Below are 20,532 nucleotides of genomic sequence, written 5' to 3' on the forward strand. Positions count from 1 at the left end.
GGGGGCGGACCTGTGACAATGCCGGGAGTAACTTTGCTGCGCCGTGGCGGCGCTCGCGGGCCCTGGCCCGTCGACGCCGGGAGAACGAGGATGGGCACATGAGCGACTGGACGGCCTTCGGACGGGTGGACGCGGACGGCACCGTGTACGTCAAGACCGCCGAGGGCGAGCGGGTGGTCGGATCCTGGCAGGCGGGCGCTCCGGAGGAGGGACTGGCCCACTTCGCCCGCCGCTTCGCGGACCTGGTCACCGAGGTGGACCTGACCGAGGCACGGCTCAACTCGGGCGCGGCGGACGCCGGACACTCGTTGACCACGATCCGCCGGATCCGCGCCGGGCTGGCCGAGGCGCACGTCGTCGGCGACATCGACGCCCTGACGGCGCGGCTGGACAAGCTCGCCGGGGTCGCCGAGGAGAAGGCGGGCGAGGCGCGCGCCGCGCGGGAGGCCGCCCGGGGCGAGGCCCTGGCGCGCAAGACCGCCCTCGTGGAGGAGGCCGAGAAACTGGCGGCCGAGTCGACCGGCTGGAAGACCGCCGGGGACCGGCTCAAGGAGATCCTCGACGAGTGGAAGACCATCCGGGGCGTCGACAAGAAGGCCGACGGCGAGCTGTGGAAGCGGTTCGCCGCCGCCCGGGACGGCTTCACCCGCCGCCGGGGCGCCCACTTCGCCTCCCTCGACTCGCAGCGCAAGCAGGCGCAGCAGGTCAAGGAGGACCTGGTCGCCGAGGCCGAGAAGCTGCGGGACTCCACCGACTGGGCGGCCACGGCCAACCAGCTCAAGGACCTGATGACCCAGTGGAAGGCCGCCCCGCGCGCCGCCAAGGAGGCCGAGCAGAAGCTCTGGGAACGGTTCCGGGCGGCCCAGGACGCGTTCTTCACCCGGCGCAGCGAGGTGTTCTCGGCGCGGGACAACGAGCAGCGGGCCAACCTGGAGCGCAAGCAGGCGCTGCTCGCCGAGGCGGAGGCGCTCGACGTCGACGCCGACCCGAAGGGCGCCCAGGCCAAGCTGCGCGAGATCCAGGCGCAGTGGCACGAGGCCGGCCGGGTGCCGCGGGAGGCCGCCGCCGGGCTGGAGCGGCGGCTGCGGGTCGTCGACGACAAGGTCCGTGAGGTGATGGACTCGGCGTGGCGGCGGACCACCAAGGAGGACAACCCGCTGCTGGCCCAGATGCGCGCGCAGGTGGCCGAGGCCGAGGAGCGGCTGGCCCGGGCCCAGGCCGCCGGGGACAACCGGCGGATCAAGGAGGCCGAGCAGGCGCTCGCGTCGAAGCGGCAGTTCCTCCAGCTCGCGGAGCAGGCCGGCTGAGCTGACCGTCCCGGAAGCCCCCGGCCCCCACGCGGGCCGGGGGCTTCCGGCTGTCCGGGGTTCCGGCGTCCGGCGGTCCGAGGGCGGGTCCCGCGCAGGTTGACGCATCCAGGTGAGCTGATGACAATGGTCCGCGGAGCTAGGTAGCAGCACCGGCGCGAGGGGCACCGACGGCGGGTTCGCCGTCGCGCGTCGCCGGTTCACCGCGAGCAGTTGCGTCCACGTCGCCGTCGTATCCCCGTATCGCGCGTCCCGGGTCGGCACCCCGTGCCCGCCCGTCGACACGCCGGTCGGCAGCACCCCGTGCCCGCCGGTCGGCACGCCGCCCTGCGGGCACCGGGCGACGGCCCTCCCCCTGGTTCCCCGCCCGCGCCGCCCCGTGCGGCCGCCGGCATCCGAAGTGGAGTCCGCATGCACAGATCCACCGCCCTCGGCGGCGCGCTCACCGCGCTCGCCACCGCCGCGGCCGGCGTCCTCGTCGCCGCCGCCGTCGGCACCGCGCCGGCGGCCGCCGCCACCGGCGGCACCGGCACCGGCTACCTGCACACCAACGGCAGCAAGATCGTCGACAGCACCGGCGCGACGGTCCGCCTGACCGGCATCAACTGGTTCGGCATGGAGACCGACAACAAGACCTTCCACGGCCTGTGGTCGAACAACCCGTGGCGCGGCCAGCTCGACACGATGGCCCGCCTCGGCTACAACACGCTGCGCATCCCGTACTCGAACGACGCGCTGAAGCCGGGGGCGACGGCGAGCGGCATCAACGACTTCGTGAACCCCGACCTGGTGGGGCTGTCGCCGTTGCAGATCCTCGACAAGGTCATCGCCTACGCGGGCAGCAAGGGGATGCGGGTCATCCTGGACCGGCACCGGCCGACCGCGGCCGGGCAGTCGCCGCTGTGGTACACGTCGACCGTGTCGGAGGCGACCTGGATCAACGACTGGAAGATGCTGGCCCAGCGGTACGCGAACAACCCGACGGTCATCGGGGCGGACCTGCACAACGAGCCGCACGCCGAGGGCACCAACCCGGCGGCCACCGGTGCCTGCTGGGGCTGCGGGGACACGACGCGGGACTGGCGGCTGGCGGCCGAGCGGGCCGGCAACGCGATCCTCGGGGTGCAGCCGAACTGGCTGATCTTCGTCGAGGGGGTGAGCTGCCCCAGCGGCGGCCTGTCGAACGTCTGGGACAACGACCCGAGCAACGACGAGGACTGCGGCTGGTGGGGCGGCAACCTGTCCAAGGCCGGGCAGTTCCCCGTCCGGCTGAACGTGGCGAACCGGCTGGTCTACTCCCCGCACGAGTACGCCACCAGCGTCTACGAGCAGAACTGGTTCAAGGCGCCGGACTACCCGGCGAACCTGCCGGCGATCTGGGACAAGTACTGGGGATACCTCTACAAGCAGAACATCGCCCCGATCATGATGGGCGAGTTCGGCAGCACCCTGGCCGACCCGCGCGACAAGGTGTGGCTGGAGAACCTGATGGCGTACACCGGCACCGGGGTCAACGGCATGTCGTTCACCTACTGGTCGTGGAACCCGAACTCGGGTGACACCGGCGGCATCGCGCTGGACGACTGGACCAACGTCAACACGGCGAAGCAGGCGATCCTCCAGCCGTACCTGATCGCGCCGGTGGGTGGCGGGACCGATCCGACGCCGACCGGAAGCCCGACGGGGACGCCGACCGGCACCCCCACGCCCACGCCGACCTCCACCCCGCCGCCGACCACCACGCCGCCGCCGGCCGGCGGCTGCACGGCCACCTACCAGCAGGTCAGCTCGTGGGCGGGCGGCTTCCAGGGCGAGCTCACCGTGAAGAACGGCGGTTCGTCGGCGGTCAACCCGTGGTCGGTGACCTGGAACTGGCCGGCCGGGGTCACGCTGGTCAGCGGCTGGAACGCCACCGTGACCCAGTCCGGCACGACGGTGACAGCCGCCGCGCCGGCCTGGTCCGCCTCGCTCGCGGCGGGCGCGTCGGTGACCGTCGGCTTCACCGCCAACGGGTCCGCCGCGACGCCCGGCACGGTCAAGCTGAACGGCGTCGCCTGCTGACGCTGCGCGCCACCGCATGACGGCGGCCGGCACCCGACCCGGGTGCCGGCCGCTGATCTTCGTACAGGTCGGGACGGTCGACGCAAAGGGTTTACATCGATCGATATCTGTGTTTACATCGGGAAAGCGCTTGCCTGAGTAGTCGGCACGCCAGCACGGGAGCCGCTTCTCACCCCAGGACAGTCCACACCGGCGGGGACCCGGACCACCGTCTCCGGCCGACCCAGACGCCACGACCGGGCACCGGCGTCAGCGATCGGCCGATCGGTCCGCGCCCCCCGCGACCACCGAAGGGAAGCACATGCGCATCACGGCACGACGTCGCACCACGCTGCTCGCCGCAGCCGCCACCGCCTCCGCCCTCGTCGCCGGAGCCCTCACCGTCGCCACCGCCCCGGCCTCGGCCGGACCCACCGACCTGGTCGGCTGGGCCACCCAGAACGGGGGCACCACGGGCGGCGGCAGCACCCCGGCCACCACGGTCACCAGCGCCTCCGCGCTGACCACCGCCGTCGGGTCCAGCAGCGCGGCGGTGATCCGGGTCTCCGGCGCCATCTCCTGCTCCGGCATGCTGCGGGTCCGGTCCAACAAGACCATCCTCGGCAACCCGGGCGCGACCATCAGCGGCTGCGGCTTCAACATCAGCGGCGACCGCAACGTGATCATCCGCAACATCACGTTCAAGAGCTGGAACGACGACGCGATCAACGTGCAGGAGTCGGCGACCAACATCTGGGTCGACCACAACACCTTCACCGGCGGCTACGACGGCGCGGTCGACATCAAGCGCGGCTCGGACTTCGTCACCGTGTCGTGGAACCGGGTCTACAGCCACGACAAGTCGATGCTGCTCGGCCACAGCGACGACAACGCCAGCCAGGACACCGGCCACCTCCGGGTGACCTACCACCACAACTGGTTCGACGCGAGCACCCAGCGGCACCCCCGGGTCCGCTTCGGCAACCCGGTGCACGTCTACAACAACTACTACTACCGCAACAGCGGCTACGGCGTGGCCTCCACCATGAGCGCCGGCGTGCTCGTCGAGGGCAACTACTTCGAGAGCGTCAGCGACCCGTTCCACCTCGGCGAGGGCAGCTCCGGGCCCGGCACCCTGGTCGCCCGGAACAACTACTTCGTCAGCTCCGGCAGCGGCCAGGCCGGCGGCAGCGTGAAGAGCATCCCGTACTCGTACACCCTCGACAGCGCGAGCAGCGTCAAGTCGATCGTGACGGGCGGCGCGGGCGCGGGTCGGATCTCGGTCTGACCCCGCGCGACCTGGTCGGGGCCCGCCGGTGCGGCGGGCCCCGACCGCGTCAGTGCGCCGCGCAGCCGGTCGCCGGCGCGGGCGTCGCGGCCGGCGCGCCGACCGTGGGCAGCCCGAGCAACACCCCGGGGGTACGCGGGGCGCGGCCGGCCTCGGCGGCGTCGCCGGCCCGGGTGCGCCGGTGCGCCAGCGGCGCCCCGTCGGCGTTGAGGTGGTGCGGGGCGGCGTAGGTGACCGTGGTGTGCACGATGTCGCCGGGCCGGATCCGGCCGGCGAGCAGGCCCCCGTCGCCGTGCTGGCCGTTCGCGCCAGTCGCGCCGTGCTGGCCGTTCGCGCCAGTCGCGAAGTGGACCAGGCGGCCGTCGCGGGCCCGGCCCGACATCCGGCCCGTGCGCTCGTCCTTGCGCCCCTCGCCGACGGCGACCAGCACCTCGACGGGCTGCCCCACCAGCTTGCGGTTCTCCGCCCAGGTGATCTCCTCCACCGTCGCGATCAGCCGCTCGTAGCGCTCCTGCACCACCTGCTTGGACAGCTGGTCGGGCATCGTCGCGGCCGGCGTGCCGGGGCGCTTGGAATACTGGAACGTGAACGCCGAGGCGAACCGGGCCTCGCGGACCACGTCCAGCGTGCGCTGGAAGTCGGCCTCGGTCTCGCCGGGGAAGCCGACGATGATGTCGGTGGTGATCGCCGCGTCGGGCATCGCCGCCCGGACCCGCTCGATGATCCCCAGGTACTTCTCCGACCGGTAGGACCGGCGCATCGCCTTCAGCACGTCGTCGGATCCGGACTGCAACGGCATGTGCAGCGAGTGGCAGACGTTCGGGGTCTCGGCCATCGCGGCGATCACGTCGTCGGTGAAGTCCTTCGGGTGCGGGCTGGTGAACCGGACCCGCTCCAGCCCGTCGATCTCGCCGCAGGCGCGCAGCAGCTTGCCGAACGCGTAGCGGTCGCCGAACTCGACGCCGTAGGAGTTGACGTTCTGCCCGAGCAGGGTCACCTCCAGCACGCCCGAGTCGACCAGGGCGCGGACCTCGGCGAGGACGTCGCCCGGGCGGCGGTCCTTCTCCTTGCCGCGCAGGGACGGCACGATGCAGAACGTGCAGGTGTTGTTGCAGCCGACCGAGATCGACACCCAGCCGGCGTACGTCGACTCGCGCCGGGTCGGCAGCGTCGACGGGAAGACGTCGAGCGACTCCAGGATCTCCACCTCGGCGGCGGCGTTGTGCCGGGCCCGCTCCAGCAGCGCCGGCAGCGACCCGATGTTGTGCGTGCCGAACACCACGTCCACCCAGGGCGCCTTGCGGACGATGTCGCCGCGGTCCTTCTGGGCGAGGCAGCCACCGACGGCGATCTGCATCCCGGGGTGCTTGTCCTTCACGGGGCGCAGGTGACCCAGGTTGCCGTAGAGCCGGTTGTCGGCGTTCTCCCGGACGGCGCAGGTGTTGAACACCACCACGTCGGGCTCGCCGTCGGCCTCGACGGCGCGCACGTAACCCGCCTGTTCCAGCAGGCCGGAAATGCGCTCGGAGTCGTGCACGTTCATCTGGCAGCCGTACGTGCGCACCTGGTAGGTGCGCGGGCTGCCCGCGGCTGCGGTAGTCATGACCCGCACAGCGTATCCGCACGAGCCGACAGAACCCGAACGAGGAGGAGCCGTGTGCCGCAGCATCAAGACCCTGCGTGAGCCGTACGTGCCGGAGGTGAGCCGGGCCGACATCGAGGCGGCGGCGTTGCAGTACGTCCGGAAGATCTCCGGATTCCGCGCGCCGGCCGCGCACAACGCGGCGGCGTTCGACGCTGCCGTGGCCGCCGTCGCCGAGGCCACCGCGACGCTGCTGGACCAGCTCGTGGTGCGCGGCGGCACCCCGCAGCGCCCGGCCGCCGAGGGCTGAGCCGGGGCTGCCGCGGCCTGGGCAGGCAAGCGCCGCGCCCGGGCCACCGGGGCCGGACCGGGCTGGGCGAGCCACGGGGCCGGGCCGGGGCCGGGCCGCGCAGGGGCCGAGCCGCGCCGGAACCGGGCCGGGGCCGCCGGGGCAGCGCCCGGGGCTCCGGGCCTCCCCGGGCGGTCAGGCCGCGGCGAGGGCCGGGAAGACCGAGTCCGGGGCCCACCTCGACCGGTGGCAGCGCGACCAGCCCCGGCAGCCGGGGTGGGCCAGGGTGCACAGCCGCTGGCCGCTGAGCACCTCGCCGTCGTCGGTCTCCCGCACGTCGAAGTGCACCGGCCGGATCGTGCCGTCCGGCGCGACCAGCAGGTGCCGGCCGGCGTCGAGGGTGTCGTCGCGCAGCACGCAGTTGCGGCCGAGCAGCCGGGCCAGCGCGGCGACGCAGGGCAGCTCCGTCAGGCTCTCGGGCACCCCGTAGCAGTCCACCATGGTGCCGAACACCCCCGGCGCCTCCCAGACGTCGCAGATCACCGCGTACGTCGGCAGCCGGGCCGGGTCGGCCACCGCGAGCGGCATCACCACCCGCCCCAGGGCCTCGGCCAACGCCGGGTACACCTCCACCGGGGGTGCCCCGTCGATTCTCCAGTTCCACAGCTCGGTCACGCCGCCTCCTCGCTGCGTTCGTCCCACCGGCCTCCGGATCGGGCCTTACTGACGATGGTGGGGGGCATTTGACCGCAGCCGGGGGCAAGTTACCGGTCTGTGACCATTCCGGGCAAAATTTCCTGCACCGCCATCGCGGACAGTGGCGGAAAGACGACAGTTTATCGGCTATGGTGCGCGAACCGGGGACCCCGCAGGCCGAGTGGGCGAGCCGGGGTCGGCGGGCGGGCCGGATCGCGTGGCGGCCGGGCCAGGGTCAGCGCACGACCAGCAGGTGCTCGCCGCGCGGCAGCAGCTCACCGATCACCGTGGCCCCCGGCAGCTCCCCGGCGACCAGCAGGCCGCCCGAGGTCTGCGCGTCGGCCAGCAGCAGCCGCTCCCCCTCGTCGGCACCGCCGAAGTCGGTCCAGGGCGTCACCCAGTCCAGGTTGCGCCGGGTGCCGCCGCTGACGTACCCGTCACGCAGCGCCTCCCGCGCGCCCGGCAGGTAGGGCACCCGGGCCGCGTCGATCGCCACCGTGAGCCGGCTGGCCCGGGCCAGCTTCGAGGCGTGCCCGAGCAGCCCGAACCCGGTCACGTCCGTGCCGCACCGGATGCCGGCGGCGACCGCCGCCCGGGCCGCGTCCCGGTTCAGCGCCGCCATCGAGGCGACCGCCTCGGCGAACCGCTCGCCGGTGGCCTTGTGCCGGGTGTTGAGCACCCCGACGCCGAGCGGCTTGGTCAGCGACAGCGGCAGCCCGGCCCGCCCGGCGTCGAGGGTGATCAGCTCCTCGGGCCGGACCACGCCGGTGACCGCGAGCCCGTACTTCGGGCCGTCGTCGTCGACACTGTGCCCGCCGGCCAGGTGGCAGCCGGCCTCCCGGGCCACGTCCTGGCCGCCGCGCAGCACCTCCCGGGCCAACTCCAGCGGCAGCCGCTCGCGCGGCCAGCAGAGCAGGTTGAGCGCGACGAGCGGGGTGCCGCCCATGGCGTACACGTCGGAGAGCGCGTTGGCCGCGGCGATGCGCCCCCAGTCGTAGGCGTCGTCGACGACCGGGGTGAAGAAGTCGGCGGTGGTCACCAGGCCGGTGCGCTCGTCGAGGCGGACCACCGCGGCGTCGTCGCCGTTCTCCAGCCCGACCAGCAGGTCGGCCGTGCCGCTGGCCGGGCCGAGGCCGGCGACCATCGCCTCCAGCTCGCCGGGCGGGATCTTGCACGCGCAGCCGCCGCCACGGGCGTAGTCGGTCAGGCGCACCGGCTCGGTCATCCCCCCATGATCGCCTCGATCCGGCCCCGCCGCCAGCCGGACGGGCCGGTCGGAGACGGATACCGGACTCCCGGTGCGGATCGTTACCGGTGTTACCGCACCGTGACCCGATGAGTGGCGATCCGCCATGTCGGCCCGCCTACAGTGGCCGGACCGGGGGTCATCCGACCCAGACGTACGTGACGACAGGGACGGTGGACGACGTGACGACGGCCGAACCGCTCATCGTGCTGGACGGGGTCAACAAGCACTTCGGGCCGCTGCACGTGCTGCAGGACGTCTCGCTCTCGGTCGGCCGGGGCGAGGTCGTCGTCGTGATCGGCCCCTCGGGCTCGGGCAAGTCGACGCTGTGCCGGGCGATCAACCGGTTGGAGCCGATCAGCTCCGGCACCATCACCTTCGACGGCACCCCGCTGCCCGCCGAGGGCAAGGCGCTGGCCCGGCTGCGCAGCGAGGTCGGCATGGTGTTCCAGTCGTTCAACCTCTTCGCGCACAAGACGATCCTGGAGAACGTCACGCTCGGCCCCGTCAAGGTCAGCAAGGAGAAGCCGGCCGCCGCGCGCGAGCGCGGGCTGGCCCTGCTGGACCGGGTCGGCATCGCCAACCAGGCCGACAAGTATCCGGCGCAGCTCTCCGGCGGCCAGCAGCAGCGGGCCGCGATCGCCCGCGCGCTGGCCATGCAGCCCAAGGCGATGCTCTTCGACGAGCCGACCAGCGCGCTCGACCCCGAGATGGTCGGCGAGGTGCTGGAGGTGATGACCTCCCTGGCCCGCGACGGCATGACCATGGTCGTGGTCACCCACGAGATGGGCTTCGCCCGGCACGCCGCCAACCGGGTCATCTTCATGGCCGACGGCCAGCTCGTCGAGGACGCTCCCCCGGCCGAGTTCTTCGCCAACCCGCGCAGCGAGCGCGCCAAGGACTTCCTGTCGAAGATCCTGACGCACTAGGCGTCCGTCCGTGGAGCGCGTCGTCCCCCGGCGGGCTCCGTCGAAGAAGGAGAGAAGTATGCGTATGAAGCGCGTGGCGGCAGTCGCCATGGCCGCCGCCCTGTCGTTCGGCATGGCCGCCTGCGGCGGCGACAGCGACGGCGAGTCCGGTGGTTCGGGTGCCAAGGGCATCGTCGGCAAGGCGCAGAACCAGAAGAAGCTGGTGATCGGCGTCAAGGCGGACCAGCCCGGCCTCGGCCTCCAGACCGGCAGCACCTACGAGGGCTTCGACGTCGAGATCGCCAAGATCATCGCCAAGGGCCTCGGCGTCGAGGCCGGCAGCATCGAGTGGAAGACCACCGTCTCCGCCAACCGCGAGCCCTTCATCCAGCAGGGCACCGTCGACCTGGTCGTGGCGACGTACACGATCAACGACGAGCGCAAGCAGAAGATCAGCTTTGCCGGGCCGTACTTCATCGCCGGGCAGGACCTGCTGGTCAAGGCGGACTCCACGCTCGCCGGGCCGGAAGGGCTGGACGGCAAGACCGTCTGCTCGGTGACCGGCTCGACCCCGGCCAAGCGGATCCAGACCGAGCACCCGAAGGCCAAGCTCCAGCAGTTCGACTCGTACTCGAAGTGTCTGCCGCTGCTGGAGAACGGCCAGGTGGACGCGGTGACCACCGACGACATCATCTTGGCCGGCTACGCCGCGCAGGAGCAGTACGCCGGCAAGTTCAAGGTGGTCGGCAAGCCCTTCTCCACCGAGCCCTACGGGATCGGCCTGAAGAAGGACGACAAGGACGGCTGCGAGAAGGTCAACGAGATCCTCAAGGCCGCCGCCTCGGACGGCTCCTACAAGGCCGCCTGGGACTCGACGCTGGGCAAGAGCGGCAAGGCCGCGCCCGAGCTGGACACCACCAAGCTGACCAACTGCGGCAGCGTCTGACGGAGTCCGGGGCCGGCGCCCTCGTGGTGCCGGCCCCGGACCGTCACGACGCGGACGACCTGCCCCGGGAGTCGACGGATGCACGTGTTCGCTGATCAGACCAACCTCGACGCGTACGTGTCGGGCTTCCTGTGGATCCTCAAGCTGACCGGCGCGTCGGCGTTCTTCGCGCTGGTGCTGGGCGTGCTGCTCGCCGCGTTCCGGGTCTCCCCCGTGCCGGTGCTGCGCGGAGTGGGCGCCGCCTGGGTCAACATCTTCCGCAACACACCGCTGACGCTGATCGTCTTATTCTGCTACTTCGGCCTCTTCTCCACGCTGGGGCTCAGCTTCTCCGACGAACTGGACCTGAACAACTACTGGCTGGGCGTGGTGGGCCTGTCGGTCTACACGGCCGCGTTCGTCTGCGAGGCGGTCCGCTCCGGCATCAACACCGTCCCCGCCGGCCAGGCCGAGGCGGCCCGGGCGATCGGGCTGACCTTCTTCCAGACCCTGCGGATCGTGATCCTGCCCCAGGCCGGGCGGGCGGTGGTGGCGCCGCTGGGCAGCGTGCTCATCGCGCTGTGCAAGAACGCCACGATCGTCGGCACCATCGGCCTCATCGAGGCGTCGAGCGTGATGAAGGACCTGATCAACAGCAACGGGGACGCGGTCATCCCGATCTTCCTGGTGTTCGCCGGCACCTTCGCCGCGCTCCTGATTCCCACCGGCTACTTCTTCGGCTGGCTGGCCAACCGAATGGCGGTGAAGCGCTGATGAGCAGCACGGTCCTTTACGACCACCCGGGGCCCCGCGCCCGCGTCCGCAACGCGGTGCTCAGCGTCGTCTTCGGCGTCGGCCTCGTCGCCCTGCTCTGGTGGGTCTACCGCAAGTTCGACGAGGCCGGCCAGTGGGAGGGTCGGCTCTGGCGGCCCTTCACCGAGCCGGACACCTGGACCCAGTTCATCATCCCCGGCCTGCGGCAGACCCTGCTCGCCGCAGCCACCGGGATGGCCCTGTCGCTCGCCTTCGGCATCGTCTTCGCCGTCGGGCGACTCTCCGACCGCTGGTGGATCAGGGTGCCGTCCGGCGTCGTGGTGGAGTTCTTCCGGGCCGTGCCGCTGCTGCTGATGATCTTCTTCATCTTCTACGGCGTGCCGTTCCTCATCCAGGGTCCCGTCTCGGCGTTCTGGGCCGTGGTCGTGGGCCTCACCCTGTACAACGGGTCGGTGCTCGCCGAGGCGTTCCGCGCCGGCATCCGCTCGATCCCGAGGGGCCAGTCCGAGGCCGCCTACGCGGTCGGCATGCGCAAGAGCCAGGTCATGCAGCTCATCCTGGTGCCGCAGGCCGCCCGGGCGATGCTGCCGGTGATCGTCAGCCAGTTGGTGGTGCTGCTCAAGGACACCGCGCTCGGCTACATCGTTGCCTTCCCCGAGTTGCTCCAGCGCGGCGTCAACGACCTCTCGGCCAACTACGGCAACGTGGTGGCGGCGGCGATCGTGGTGGCCGCGATCTACATCGTGATCAACTCGCTGATCACGATGCTGGCAGGCTGGCTCGACCGGCGCACCCAGCGGCGCGGCTTCCGCGCCACGAAGAAGACCACCGCCGGCCCGGCCCCGGTCCTCGAACAAGCGGTCACCGAGCCGCAGGGCTGAGCCCGGCAACGCGACACCGCCCGCCCCATCCCGGCGGTCCCTGCACGTCACGGCCCCCGTCCCCGGCGGGGACGGGGGCCGGTGGCTCAGCGGGCGATCTCGGTGACCCGGGACTCGCGGACCACGGTCACCCGGATCTGCCCCGGGTAGGTCAGCTCCTCCTCGATCTGCTTGGCCACGTCCCGGGCCAGGACCGCCGCGCCGATGTCGTCGACGTCGTCGGGCTTGACCATCACCCGGATCTCCCGGCCCGCCTGCATGGCGAAGACCTTCTCCACGCCGAGCTTCCCGGCCGCGATCTCCTCGATCCGCTCCAGCCGCTTGACGTACGCCTCAAGGCTCTCCCGCCGCGCCCCCGGCCGCCCGCCGGAGCAGGCGTCGGACGCCTGGGTGAGCACGGCCTCGATGGTCTGCGGCGGCACCTCGTTGTGGTGCGCCTCGATCGCGTGGACGACGTCCTCGCTCTCGCCGTACTTGCGGGCCAGGTCCGCGCCGATGATGGCGTGGCTGCCCTCGACCTCGTGGGTGAGCGCCTTGCCGATGTCGTGCAGGAACGCCGACCGCTTGATGGTCGGCACGTCCAGCCGCAGTTCGGCGGCCATGATCCCGGCGATGTGCGCGGTCTCCACGAGGTGCTTGAGCACGTTCTGCCCGTAGGAGGTGCGGTAGCGCAGCCGCCCGAGCAGGCTCACCAGCTCGGGGTGGATCTCGGTGATGCCGACCTCGACGAGGGCGTCCTCGGCGGCCCGGTGGCAGAGCTGCTCCACCTCCTGCCGGGCCAGGTCGTAGACCTCCTCGATCCGGTGCGGGTGGATCCGGCCGTCGAGCACGAGCTTCTCCAGCGTCAACCGGCCGACCTCGCGGCGGACCGGGTCGAAGCAGGACAGCAGCACGGCCTCCGGGGTGTCGTCGATGATCAGGTTGACCCCGGTGACCGACTCGAAGGCGCGGATGTTGCGCCCCTCCCGGCCGATGATCCGCCCCTTCATCTCGTCACCGGGCAGGTGCAGCACGCTGACCACGCTCTCCGCGGTCTGCTCGCTGGCCACCCGCTGGATGGCGTCCACCACGATGTGCCGGGCGCGCTGTTCGGCGGTGTTGCGGGCGTCGGACTCGATGTCCCGCACCAGCAGCGCGGCCTCCCGCTTCGCCTGGGTCTCGATCACCTCGATCAGCTCGGCGCGGGCGGCGTCGGCGGTCAGCCCGGCGACGCGCTCCAACTCGCGGCGGCGCTGCTCCTCGGCCTCGGCGACGGCCTGCTCGCGCTCGGCCAGCGCGGACTCGCGGGCGGCGAGCGCGGCGCTGGCGGCGGTGAGCTGCCGCTCCCGGTCGGCCAGCCGCTCCACCTCCTCGGTGTGCAGTCGCTCCCGTTCGTCCATCCGGGCGGCCCGCCGCTCCACCTCGGCGGCCTGCTCCCGGGTGGTCGCGGCGAGCACCGCGACCTCGCGTTCCCCGCTGCGGCGGGCCGCCGTGCGCAGCTGCTCGGCGTCGGCCTCGGCCTGCTTGTGGGCCCGCTCCAGGACGGTGTCGGCCTCCGCGCGGGCGTCGTCGAGCACCCGACGGGCCTCGGCCCGGGCCGCCTTCGCCTCGGCCTTCGCGGCGGCGGCCTCGGCGCGCGCCGCCGACGCGGCGGACTTGGCCACGTCGATGGTGCTGTTCACCTCGTCGGCGGCGGTGCGCAGGGCGGCCAGCGACTGCTCCTGGCGGTCCTTCTCGGCGATGTAGGCCGGGTCCTCCGGGCGGGGCGCCGCGCTGAGCCGGCGCATCGTCCGCACGCCCACCAGCACCGCGCCGACCACGACCAGGACGAGGACCAGCACCACCCCGAGGAGGACGGCGTCGAAGGCGTTCACGGCCGCGTCTCCGCGCCGGACCGGGACCGCGCCGCCGCCCGTGCACCGTTGCCGACCGCCGCCGGCCTGCCGCCGTCAGCCACCGCCGGCCTGCCGCTGCCGCTGGCCGTGACCCGCCTGCCGGCTGACACCTGCGGACCACTGTCGCCGACCGTGACCCGCCTGCCGGCCGAGGCCTGCGGACCGCTGTCGTCTGCCGCCCGCGCGCTGCGGCGTGCGCCGTCGCCGACCGCCGCCCTGCCGGGACCACCCGTGGACCTCTGCCGCCCCGCCATGGCCGCCTCCCCTGAACGTCGGCACCGCAGTGAGCGTGCCGGGTGGGCACGTGCGCTGCGGCTCTGAGACGCCCGACCTGAGCGACTGGCCGTGGATAGCTTTCCGCCGGCGGTGCCCACGGGGCATCGCCGACGGCCGGGTGCAGTTGTCGTGCCGACCCCGGACCGGCCTGTCCGGAGCTGACACCGCAGGCCGGCGAGCCGGCCAAAGTGATGCTGTTCTGTTACGCGATCTATGTTGTGCGCTTTGCTTGCGCTTGGTCGGGCAATGTGAGCCTGTATGGCGAGGCTAGGTCTCCGGGTGCCGTCTGGTCAAGGACTCATGATCAAACCCCCCGAACGGAGAGAAGTTGACGAGTCACTAACCGCTGATGCCGCGCCGGACACGACCGGACAAAGGAGACCGGACCCGTCCCGCTCAGCGGGAATCGTCGACGCCGTACGGCCCCGGCGCGCGCCCAGCCGGGCCGGACTGCGGCCTGCCGCCGGCCAGGCGCGCCTCGACGGGCCCGCCTCGACGGGCCCGCTCAGTCGAGCGGGCGGGAGTCCGGGGTGAGCTCGCCCTCCGCGTCGGCGAGCGCGTCGGCGTCGATGCCGTCGGCGAACTCGGCCGCCTCGGCGCTCTGCGCGGCGAGCGCGTCCTTCACGGCTCGGATCGCCACGCCCGGCGGGTAGCCCTTGCGGGCGAGCATGCCGACGAGGCGGCGGAAGACGGCGTCCGGCTCCCCCCGGGCCGTGCGCAGCTTCCGGTCGACCAGCGCCCGGGCCGTCTCGGCCTCGGTCTCCTCGTCCAGCTCGTCGAGGGCCTCGCTGGCCACCTCGCCGTCCACGCCCCGCCGCCGCAGCTCGTTGGCCAGGGCCCGGCGGGCCAGCCCCCGGCCGGCGTGCCGGCTGGACACCCAGGCGCGGGCGAACGCGGCGTCGTCGATGATGCCGACCTCGTCGTAGCGGTCGAGCACCCCGGCGGACACCTCCTCGGAGATCCCCCGCTTGGCCAGCGCGGCGGCCAGCTCGGCCCGGGTACGCGGGCGCACGGCGAGCTGGCGCAGGCAGACCTCCCGGGCCAGCTCCGCCTCGTCACGTGGCGACGCCCCCGTGCCGCGCGGGGCATCGGCGCCCCGCGGCGCTTCGGCGGCAGCCCAGCCGTCGACGTCGCCCCAGCCGTCGACACCGCCCCGGGCATCGAGAGCACGCCGGGCGTCGGCGTCGGCCGACGGGGAGGACACCCCACCGGAGGAGCCGCGCCGGCCACGCCGGGGACGGGGCGGGCCGTCGGCGTCACCCGCGCGGGGCGGGCTGGCATCCCAGCCCCGCCCCGTGCGGGCGCGTCGTCCTGTCACTGGTCAGCGGCCGGTCAGAAGTCGACCGGCGGCAACTCCGGGCCACCGGCGGCGTCGCCCGCGCCGACCCCGACGCCGAGCTTCTCCAGGATCTTCTTCTCGATCTCGGCCGCCACGTCCGGGTTCTCGCGGAGGAACTCGCGGGCCTTCTCCTTGCCCTGGCCGAGCTGGTCGCCGTCGTAGGTGTACCAGGCGCCGGACTTGCGGATGATCGCCTGCTCCACGCCCACGTCGATGAGCGAGCCCTCGCGGGAGATGCCCTTGCCGTACATGATGTCGAACTCGGCCTGCTTGAACGGCGCGGCGACCTTGTTCTTCACCACCTTGACCCGGGTGCGGTTGCCGACCACGTCGGTGCCGTCCTTCAGGCTCTCGATGCGGCGCACGTCGAGCCGGACCGAGGCGTAGAACTTCAGCGCCCGGCCACCGGTGGTGGTCTCGGGCGAGCCGAACATGACCCCGATCTTCTCGCGGAGCTGGTTGATGAAGATCGCCGTGGTGCCGGTGTTGTTGAGCACACCGGTGATCTTCCGCAGCGCCTGGCTCATCAGCCGGGCCTGGAGGCCCACGTGGCTGTCGCCCATCTCGCCCTCGATCTCGGCGCGCGGCACCAGGGCCGCCACCGAGTCGATCACGATGATGTCGATCGCGCCGGAGCGGACCAGCATGTCTGCGATCTCCAGCGCCTGCTCGCCGGTGTCGGGCTGCGAGACCAGCAGGGCGTCGGTGTCGACGCCGAGGGCCTTCGCGTATTCCGGGTCGAGCGCGTGCTCGGCGTCGACGAACGCGGCGATGCCGCCGGCCCGCTGGGCGTTGGCCACCGCGTGCAGGGCCACCGTCGTCTTACCGCTGGATTCCGGGCCGTAGATCTCGACCACCCGGCCGCGGGGCAGGCCCCCCACGCCGAGGGCCACGTCGAGGGCGATGGACCCGGTCGGGATGACCGAGGTCTGCACGACAGGGCGCTCCCCCAGGCGCATCACCGAACCCTTGCCGAACTGCTTGTCGATCTGAGCGAGAGCAAGGTCGAGCGCCTTCTCCCGGTCAGGACCTGCCGCCATCGTTGCCACCCCTGCCTTCGCCGGCGTCTTTCCTGAGCTTCGCGTCACGCGGACACGCTAGGCGCTGGGTCCGACAGAAAACCAGCCGACGGGCCGCGAGCTGTGGACGAGCACCCCGCTGTGGACAATAGCCGAACAGGTGTACGACTCGGCAAGCGACACGCGGGAGGAAGGAAAAGGCTGCTCAGCGTAGTCGCGCGGGCACCCGGTCGGGGTACGCGGCGACCACCGCCCGCCACACGACGTGGGTCTGCTCGCCCGAGCGGAGCGCCTGCTCGATGGTCCGCCCACCGAGCTGGGACAGCACCTGGTCCGAGGCGATGCTGCCCGCGTACCCCGGGCCGAACGCCTCCTCCAGCCGGGCCCAGAAGTCGGTCAGCCGCACGGTCGCTCCTCCTCGTCCGGCGCCCGCCCGGGCACCGCACGCAACGCTAGCGCCAGCAGCGGCACCGTCGCGATCGCGGCCAGCAGGGTCAGCGTCGGATACCCGGCGACCTGCATGACGAACCCGCTCAGCGCGCCGGCGGCGGCCCCCGCCAGGCCCATCGTCAGGTCGGAGAGGCCCTGCACGCTGGGCCGCACGTCGGCGGGCACCGACTCCGACAGCAGGGTGGAGCCGGCCACCATGGTCCCGGACCAGCCGAGCCCGAGCAGGACCAGGCCGACCGAGAGGCCGGGCGTGTGGTGCCCGGAGGCGCCCGCCACCGCGCAGGCGACCAGCAGCACGGCCAGGCCGCCGAGGATCACCGGCCGCCGGCCGAGCCGGTCGGTGAGCCAGCCGACCACCGGGGAGAACGCGTACATGCCGGCGATGTGCAGGCTGAGTACCACCCCGACCACCCCGAGCACGGCGGAGTCGTCGTGGTACTCGCCGAGGCGTACCGGGGTCATCGACATCACCGCGACCATCACGAGGTGCCCGACCGCGACGGCGGCGATGCCCAGCCGGGCCGCCGGCCGCTCGCGGACCACCCGCCAGGCGACCCGCATGCCCGCGCCGCGCCGCCCGGTCGCCGCCGGCCCGGCGGCCTTGCCGGGAGCGGCGGCGTCGGGAGCGGTGGTGGCGTCGGGAGCGGCCTCGGCGTCCGCCAGCCGGCGCGCGGTGAGCAGCGGGTCGGGCCGCAGCAGCACCAGCAGTACGCCGGCGGTCAGGGCGAACGCCACCGCGCTGAACGCGAACGGGCCGGCCAGCGACGGCAGCCCCCACCCCCGGGTGGTGCGGTCGGCCAGCGCGGCGAAGTTCGGCGCGGCCACCGCGCCGATCGTGGTGGCCCAGACGACCAGGGAGAGCTGGCGGCCCCGGCGGGCCGGCTCGGCCAGGTCCACGGCCGTGTAGCGGGCCTGGAGGTTGGCCGCCGAGCCCCCGCCGAACAGCAGCATGCCGAGGAAGAGCAGCGGCACCTGGCGGGTCGCCGCGGCGAGCACCACCAGCACGCCCCCCACCGCCCCGACCAGGTACGCGGTGACCAGCCCCGGCCGGCGGCCGTGCCCGGTCATGATCCGGGTGACCGGGACGGCGAGCAACGCGCCGCCGACCACCGCCGCGCTCTGCGCCAGGCCGGCGATCGCCGTGCCGGCGACCCGGGCCGCGAGCAGCGCGCCGACCGAGATGCCGATGGTGACCCCGATGCCGCCGATGATCTGGGTCACGACGAGCAGCCGCAGCGTGCGGCGCTGGATCGGCGCGACGTCGGCGCGGCTCGGTGCCGGCGCGGTGAGGTCGGTGGCCATCGGCGGCTCCTCGGTGACGGCCGGGGCTCCGGCGGGGGGTGCGGCCCGCCCATCCTCACGCACGCACCCGGACCTTGGACAGTTGCGGTCCCGCCGGACCACAACTGTCCATGATCGGCGGCGGACCAGCCCGGCGGCGGGGCGGCGGCCAGGGCCGGGGCCGGTCGGCGGGGCGGTCGGCGGCGGGTCAGGCCGCGAGGGCCCGGGCGGCGACCGTCAGGTCGGCGACCAGCCCGGCGTACGCGGTGTCCTGGTCGTCGGCGCGCAGCACCGCCGACGGGTGGATGGTGGCCAGGAGCCGGGCCGCCGGGGCGTCGGCGACCCCGCCCGCCGAGTCGACCGGCACCCGGGCGAAGTCCTCCGGCCGCTCGGCCGACGCCGGCCAGGGCATCAGCGTGCCGCGCTGCCGGGTGACCCGGAACGACGGGCCGAGCAGCGCCTTGGCGGCGGTCGCGCCGAGCACGACGACGAGCTCCGGGCGCAGCCGGGCGAACTCGGCCACCAGCCAGGGGCGGCACGCGGTGACGTGCACCCGGTCCGGGGTCTGGTGGATGCGCCGCCGGCCGCGCAGCTCGAAGCGGAAGTGCTTCACGGCGTTGGTGAGGTAGAGCCCCGTCGGGTCGAGCCCGGCGTCGTCGACCGCCCGGCGCAGCAGCCGGCCGGCCGGCCCGACGAACGGCAGCCCCTTCTGGTCCTCCATGTCGCCGGGCTGCTCGCCGACCAGCACCACCCGGGCGTCGGCGCCGCCGCGGCCGAAGACCGTCTGGGTGGCGTCCCGGTGCAGCTCGCAGCCCCGACAGCCGCCCGCGGCGGCGCGCAGCGCGTCGAGGGTGTCGGCCTGCGGAGGGATGAACTGCTGCGCACCGGGGGCGGTGTCGGTCTTGTCCGTCATGCCGATCTTTCTACCCCCCGCCGCCCCGCCCACGCGGGCACCCCCACCCGGCGCGCCCCGCCCGGGGGCGGCCGGTCAGGCGGTGAAGGGGGGTGGGGGGTGGGGGGTGACGGCGGCGGCCAGGGCGTTCGCCAGGGGCGGGAGGTCGGCGGGGTCCAGCTGGCTGACCGTGACGCGCACACCGGGGGCGGCGGCGATGCGGAACAGCGCGCCCGGGGCCACCGCCCAACCGGCGTCGCGCAGGGCGGTGACGGCGCTGGTCTCGTCGGGCACCGGGAGCCAGACGTTGATGCCGGTGCGGCCGTGCCCGGCCAGCCCCCGCGCGGCCAGCGCGGCGAGCAGGTCGCCGCGGCGGCGCTCGTAGTCGACGCCGGCCCGGTCGACCAGGGCGGCCGTGCCCGGGTCGCGCCACAGGGCGAGCACGAGGCGTTGCAGCACGGTGGAGACCCAGCCGGCGCCGACGCGCGCCCGGCCGGCGACCCGGGCCACGGTGGCCTCGTCGCCGGCCAGCACGGCCAGCCGCAGGTCGGGCCCGTAGGGCTTGCTCACCGACCGGACGAAGGCCCACGCGCCGGTCACCCCGGTGAGCGGGTGCAGCGGTACGCGGGCCAGCTCGGCGGCGTGGTCGTCCTCGATCAGCAGCAGGTCCTCGCGGCCGGCGAGGAGGGCGCGCAGCGCGGCGGCCCGGTCGGCGGAGACGGCCGCCCCGGTCGGGTTCTGCGCCCGGCTGGTCACCACCAGGGCGCGGGCCCCGGCGGCCAGCGCGGCGCGTACCCCGGCCTCGACCGGGCCCTCGTCGTCCACGGGCACCCCGATCGGGCGCAGCCCGAGGGCGGCGACGAGGTCGAGGAGGTTTGCCCAGCCCGGGTCCTCGACGGCGACCGCGTCGCCGGGGCGCAGGTGGGCGGTGAGCAGCCGCTCGATGCCGTCGAGGGCCCCGCCGGTCACCGTGACGTCGTCGGCCGGCACCCCGTCGGCGGCGAGCCGCTCCCGGGCCGCGTCGGCCAGCTCGGGCAGGACGCCGGCCGACGCGTATCCGGTGGGGGTGCCGAGCTCGGCGGCGAGGGCGGCCAGGTGCGGACCGAGCGGCGGGAGCAGCCGGGTGTCGGGCTCGCCGAGGGACAGGTCGCGGACGCCGGGCGCGGTGCTCGGGCGCAGCGCGCGGCGGGTGGCGACCGGCGGGCGGGGGCGGACCCGGGTGCCGTGCCGGCCGGCGGTGGCGAGCAGGCCGCGCTGCCGCAGGTCCTGGTAGGCGCGGGCCACCGTGGCCGGGCTGACGCCCAGCTCGGCGGCGAGGGCCCGCACCGGGGGCAGGGCGGCCCCGGCCGGCAGGTCGCCGACGCGGACGCCCGACTCGATGCTGGCGGAGATCTCGGCGGCCGTCCGGCCGGTGACCTGATATCGTGCTGACACAATTCGAGGATTGTACTAGCACGAAAGCGGG

The 20,532-nt window shown here is 73.6% G+C and carries 17 protein-coding genes and 2 pseudogenes; 8 read left to right on the forward strand and 11 right to left on the reverse strand.

The features are described from left to right. Positions 1–98: 98 nt before the first annotated feature. From HDA31_RS20780 to HDA31_RS20790, 3 genes are all read left to right on the forward strand, one after another. A complete protein-coding gene (locus tag HDA31_RS20780; RefSeq protein WP_074473951.1) occupies positions 99–1,307 on the forward strand; it encodes a DUF349 domain-containing protein in 1,209 nt (402 codons plus the stop codon). A 411-nt stretch (positions 1,308–1,718) separates the two neighbouring features. Beyond that, positions 1,719–3,368 carry a cellulase family glycosylhydrolase gene (locus HDA31_RS20785; RefSeq protein ID WP_178063909.1) on the forward strand — a complete coding sequence of 550 codons (1,650 nt, stop codon included), beginning with the start codon at positions 1,719–1,721 and terminating at the stop codon, positions 3,366–3,368. 301 nt (positions 3,369–3,669) lie between these two features. Then, on the forward strand, positions 3,670–4,635 hold the full coding sequence (locus tag HDA31_RS20790) for a pectate lyase family protein (protein WP_178063908.1): 966 nt from the start codon (positions 3,670–3,672) through the stop codon (positions 4,633–4,635). Positions 4,636–4,684: 49 nt separating this feature from the next. Here HDA31_RS20790 and miaB read toward each other — a convergent pair whose 3' ends face one another. Then, positions 4,685–6,238 carry a tRNA (N6-isopentenyl adenosine(37)-C2)-methylthiotransferase MiaB gene (gene miaB, locus HDA31_RS20795; RefSeq protein ID WP_178063907.1) on the reverse strand — a complete coding sequence of 518 codons (1,554 nt, stop codon included), beginning with the start codon at positions 6,236–6,238 and terminating at the stop codon, positions 4,685–4,687. A gap of 52 nt (positions 6,239–6,290) precedes the next feature. Here miaB and HDA31_RS20800 point away from each other — a divergent pair, with 52 nt between their 5' ends. Continuing rightward, the gene (locus HDA31_RS20800) at positions 6,291–6,527 is read left to right on the forward strand and encodes a DUF2277 family protein (RefSeq protein ID WP_074473948.1); all 237 of its coding nucleotides are present in this window, start codon (positions 6,291–6,293) and stop codon (positions 6,525–6,527) included. A gap of 174 nt (positions 6,528–6,701) precedes the next feature. Here the strand turns inward: HDA31_RS20800 and HDA31_RS20805 are convergent, their stop codons facing one another. Both HDA31_RS20805 and selD read right to left on the reverse strand, forming a co-directional pair. Next, on the reverse strand, positions 6,702–7,181 hold the full coding sequence (locus HDA31_RS20805; protein ID WP_178063906.1) for a hypothetical protein: 480 nt from the start codon (positions 7,179–7,181) through the stop codon (positions 6,702–6,704). Positions 7,182–7,437: 256 nt separating this feature from the next. After that, positions 7,438–8,427: a selenide, water dikinase SelD gene (gene selD / locus HDA31_RS20810; RefSeq protein ID WP_043962477.1), complete on the reverse strand. Its 990-nt coding sequence runs from the start codon at positions 8,425–8,427 to the stop codon at positions 7,438–7,440. Between the two features lie 194 nt (positions 8,428–8,621). Here selD and HDA31_RS20815 point away from each other — a divergent pair, with 194 nt between their 5' ends. The 4 genes from HDA31_RS20815 (at position 8,622) to HDA31_RS20830 (ending at position 11,936) form a co-directional block, all read left to right on the forward strand. After that, positions 8,622–9,377, forward strand: a complete 756-nt coding sequence (locus tag HDA31_RS20815) for an amino acid ABC transporter ATP-binding protein (protein ID WP_178067177.1) — start codon at positions 8,622–8,624, stop codon at positions 9,375–9,377. Positions 9,378–9,435: 58 nt separating this feature from the next. Beyond that, positions 9,436–10,302 carry a glutamate ABC transporter substrate-binding protein gene (locus HDA31_RS20820; RefSeq protein WP_178063905.1) on the forward strand — a complete coding sequence of 289 codons (867 nt, stop codon included), beginning with the start codon at positions 9,436–9,438 and terminating at the stop codon, positions 10,300–10,302. Between the two features lie 78 nt (positions 10,303–10,380). Beyond that, positions 10,381–11,055, forward strand: coding sequence for an amino acid ABC transporter permease (locus tag HDA31_RS20825; protein ID WP_178063904.1), 675 nt, complete (start codon positions 10,381–10,383; stop codon positions 11,053–11,055). After that, positions 11,052–11,936, forward strand: a complete 885-nt coding sequence (locus HDA31_RS20830; RefSeq protein ID WP_178067175.1) for an amino acid ABC transporter permease — start codon at positions 11,052–11,054, stop codon at positions 11,934–11,936. Before HDA31_RS20825 ends, HDA31_RS20830 begins: the two co-directional genes overlap by 4 nt. Before the next feature lie 86 nt (positions 11,937–12,022). On the opposite strand, the gene rny is transcribed toward HDA31_RS20830, so the two are convergent. The 8 genes and pseudogenes from rny to HDA31_RS20865 all read right to left on the reverse strand — a co-directional run bounded on the left by rny (position 12,023) and on the right by HDA31_RS20865 (position 20,501). Beyond that, positions 12,023–13,789: a ribonuclease Y gene (rny, locus tag HDA31_RS20835; protein ID WP_074473942.1), complete on the reverse strand. Its 1,767-nt coding sequence runs from the start codon at positions 13,787–13,789 to the stop codon at positions 12,023–12,025. Positions 13,790–14,591: 802 nt separating this feature from the next. Beyond that, on the reverse strand, positions 14,592–15,404 hold the full coding sequence (locus HDA31_RS20840; RefSeq protein WP_246384498.1) for a regulatory protein RecX: 813 nt from the start codon (positions 15,402–15,404) through the stop codon (positions 14,592–14,594). 14 nt (positions 15,405–15,418) lie between these two features. Next, the gene (gene recA, locus HDA31_RS20845) at positions 15,419–16,465 is read right to left on the reverse strand and encodes a recombinase RecA (RefSeq protein ID WP_043962471.1); all 1,047 of its coding nucleotides are present in this window, start codon (positions 16,463–16,465) and stop codon (positions 15,419–15,421) included. A gap of 184 nt (positions 16,466–16,649) precedes the next feature. Next, complete coding sequence (locus tag HDA31_RS20850; protein ID WP_074473940.1) at positions 16,650–16,850, reverse strand: DUF3046 domain-containing protein; 201 nt, start codon at positions 16,848–16,850, stop codon at positions 16,650–16,652. Next, positions 16,841–17,275, reverse strand: a pseudogene (locus tag HDA31_RS33430) (MFS transporter); the annotation flags it as partial. The gene HDA31_RS20850 and the pseudogene HDA31_RS33430, both read right to left, overlap by 10 nt. A gap of 105 nt (positions 17,276–17,380) precedes the next feature. Then, positions 17,381–18,196 (reverse strand): annotated as a pseudogene (locus HDA31_RS33435) (MFS transporter); the annotation flags it as partial. Positions 18,197–18,383: 187 nt separating this feature from the next. Further along, a complete protein-coding gene (locus HDA31_RS20860; protein ID WP_074473938.1) occupies positions 18,384–19,088 on the reverse strand; it encodes a UdgX family uracil-DNA binding protein in 705 nt (234 codons plus the stop codon). A 75-nt stretch (positions 19,089–19,163) separates the two neighbouring features. Beyond that, on the reverse strand, positions 19,164–20,501 hold the full coding sequence (locus tag HDA31_RS20865) for an aminotransferase class I/II-fold pyridoxal phosphate-dependent enzyme (protein ID WP_178063902.1): 1,338 nt from the start codon (positions 20,499–20,501) through the stop codon (positions 19,164–19,166). Positions 20,502–20,532: the final 31 nt, after the last annotated feature.

Source organism: Micromonospora carbonacea (genome assembly GCF_014205165.1).
GTDB lineage: Bacteria > Actinomycetota > Actinomycetes > Mycobacteriales > Micromonosporaceae > Micromonospora > Micromonospora carbonacea.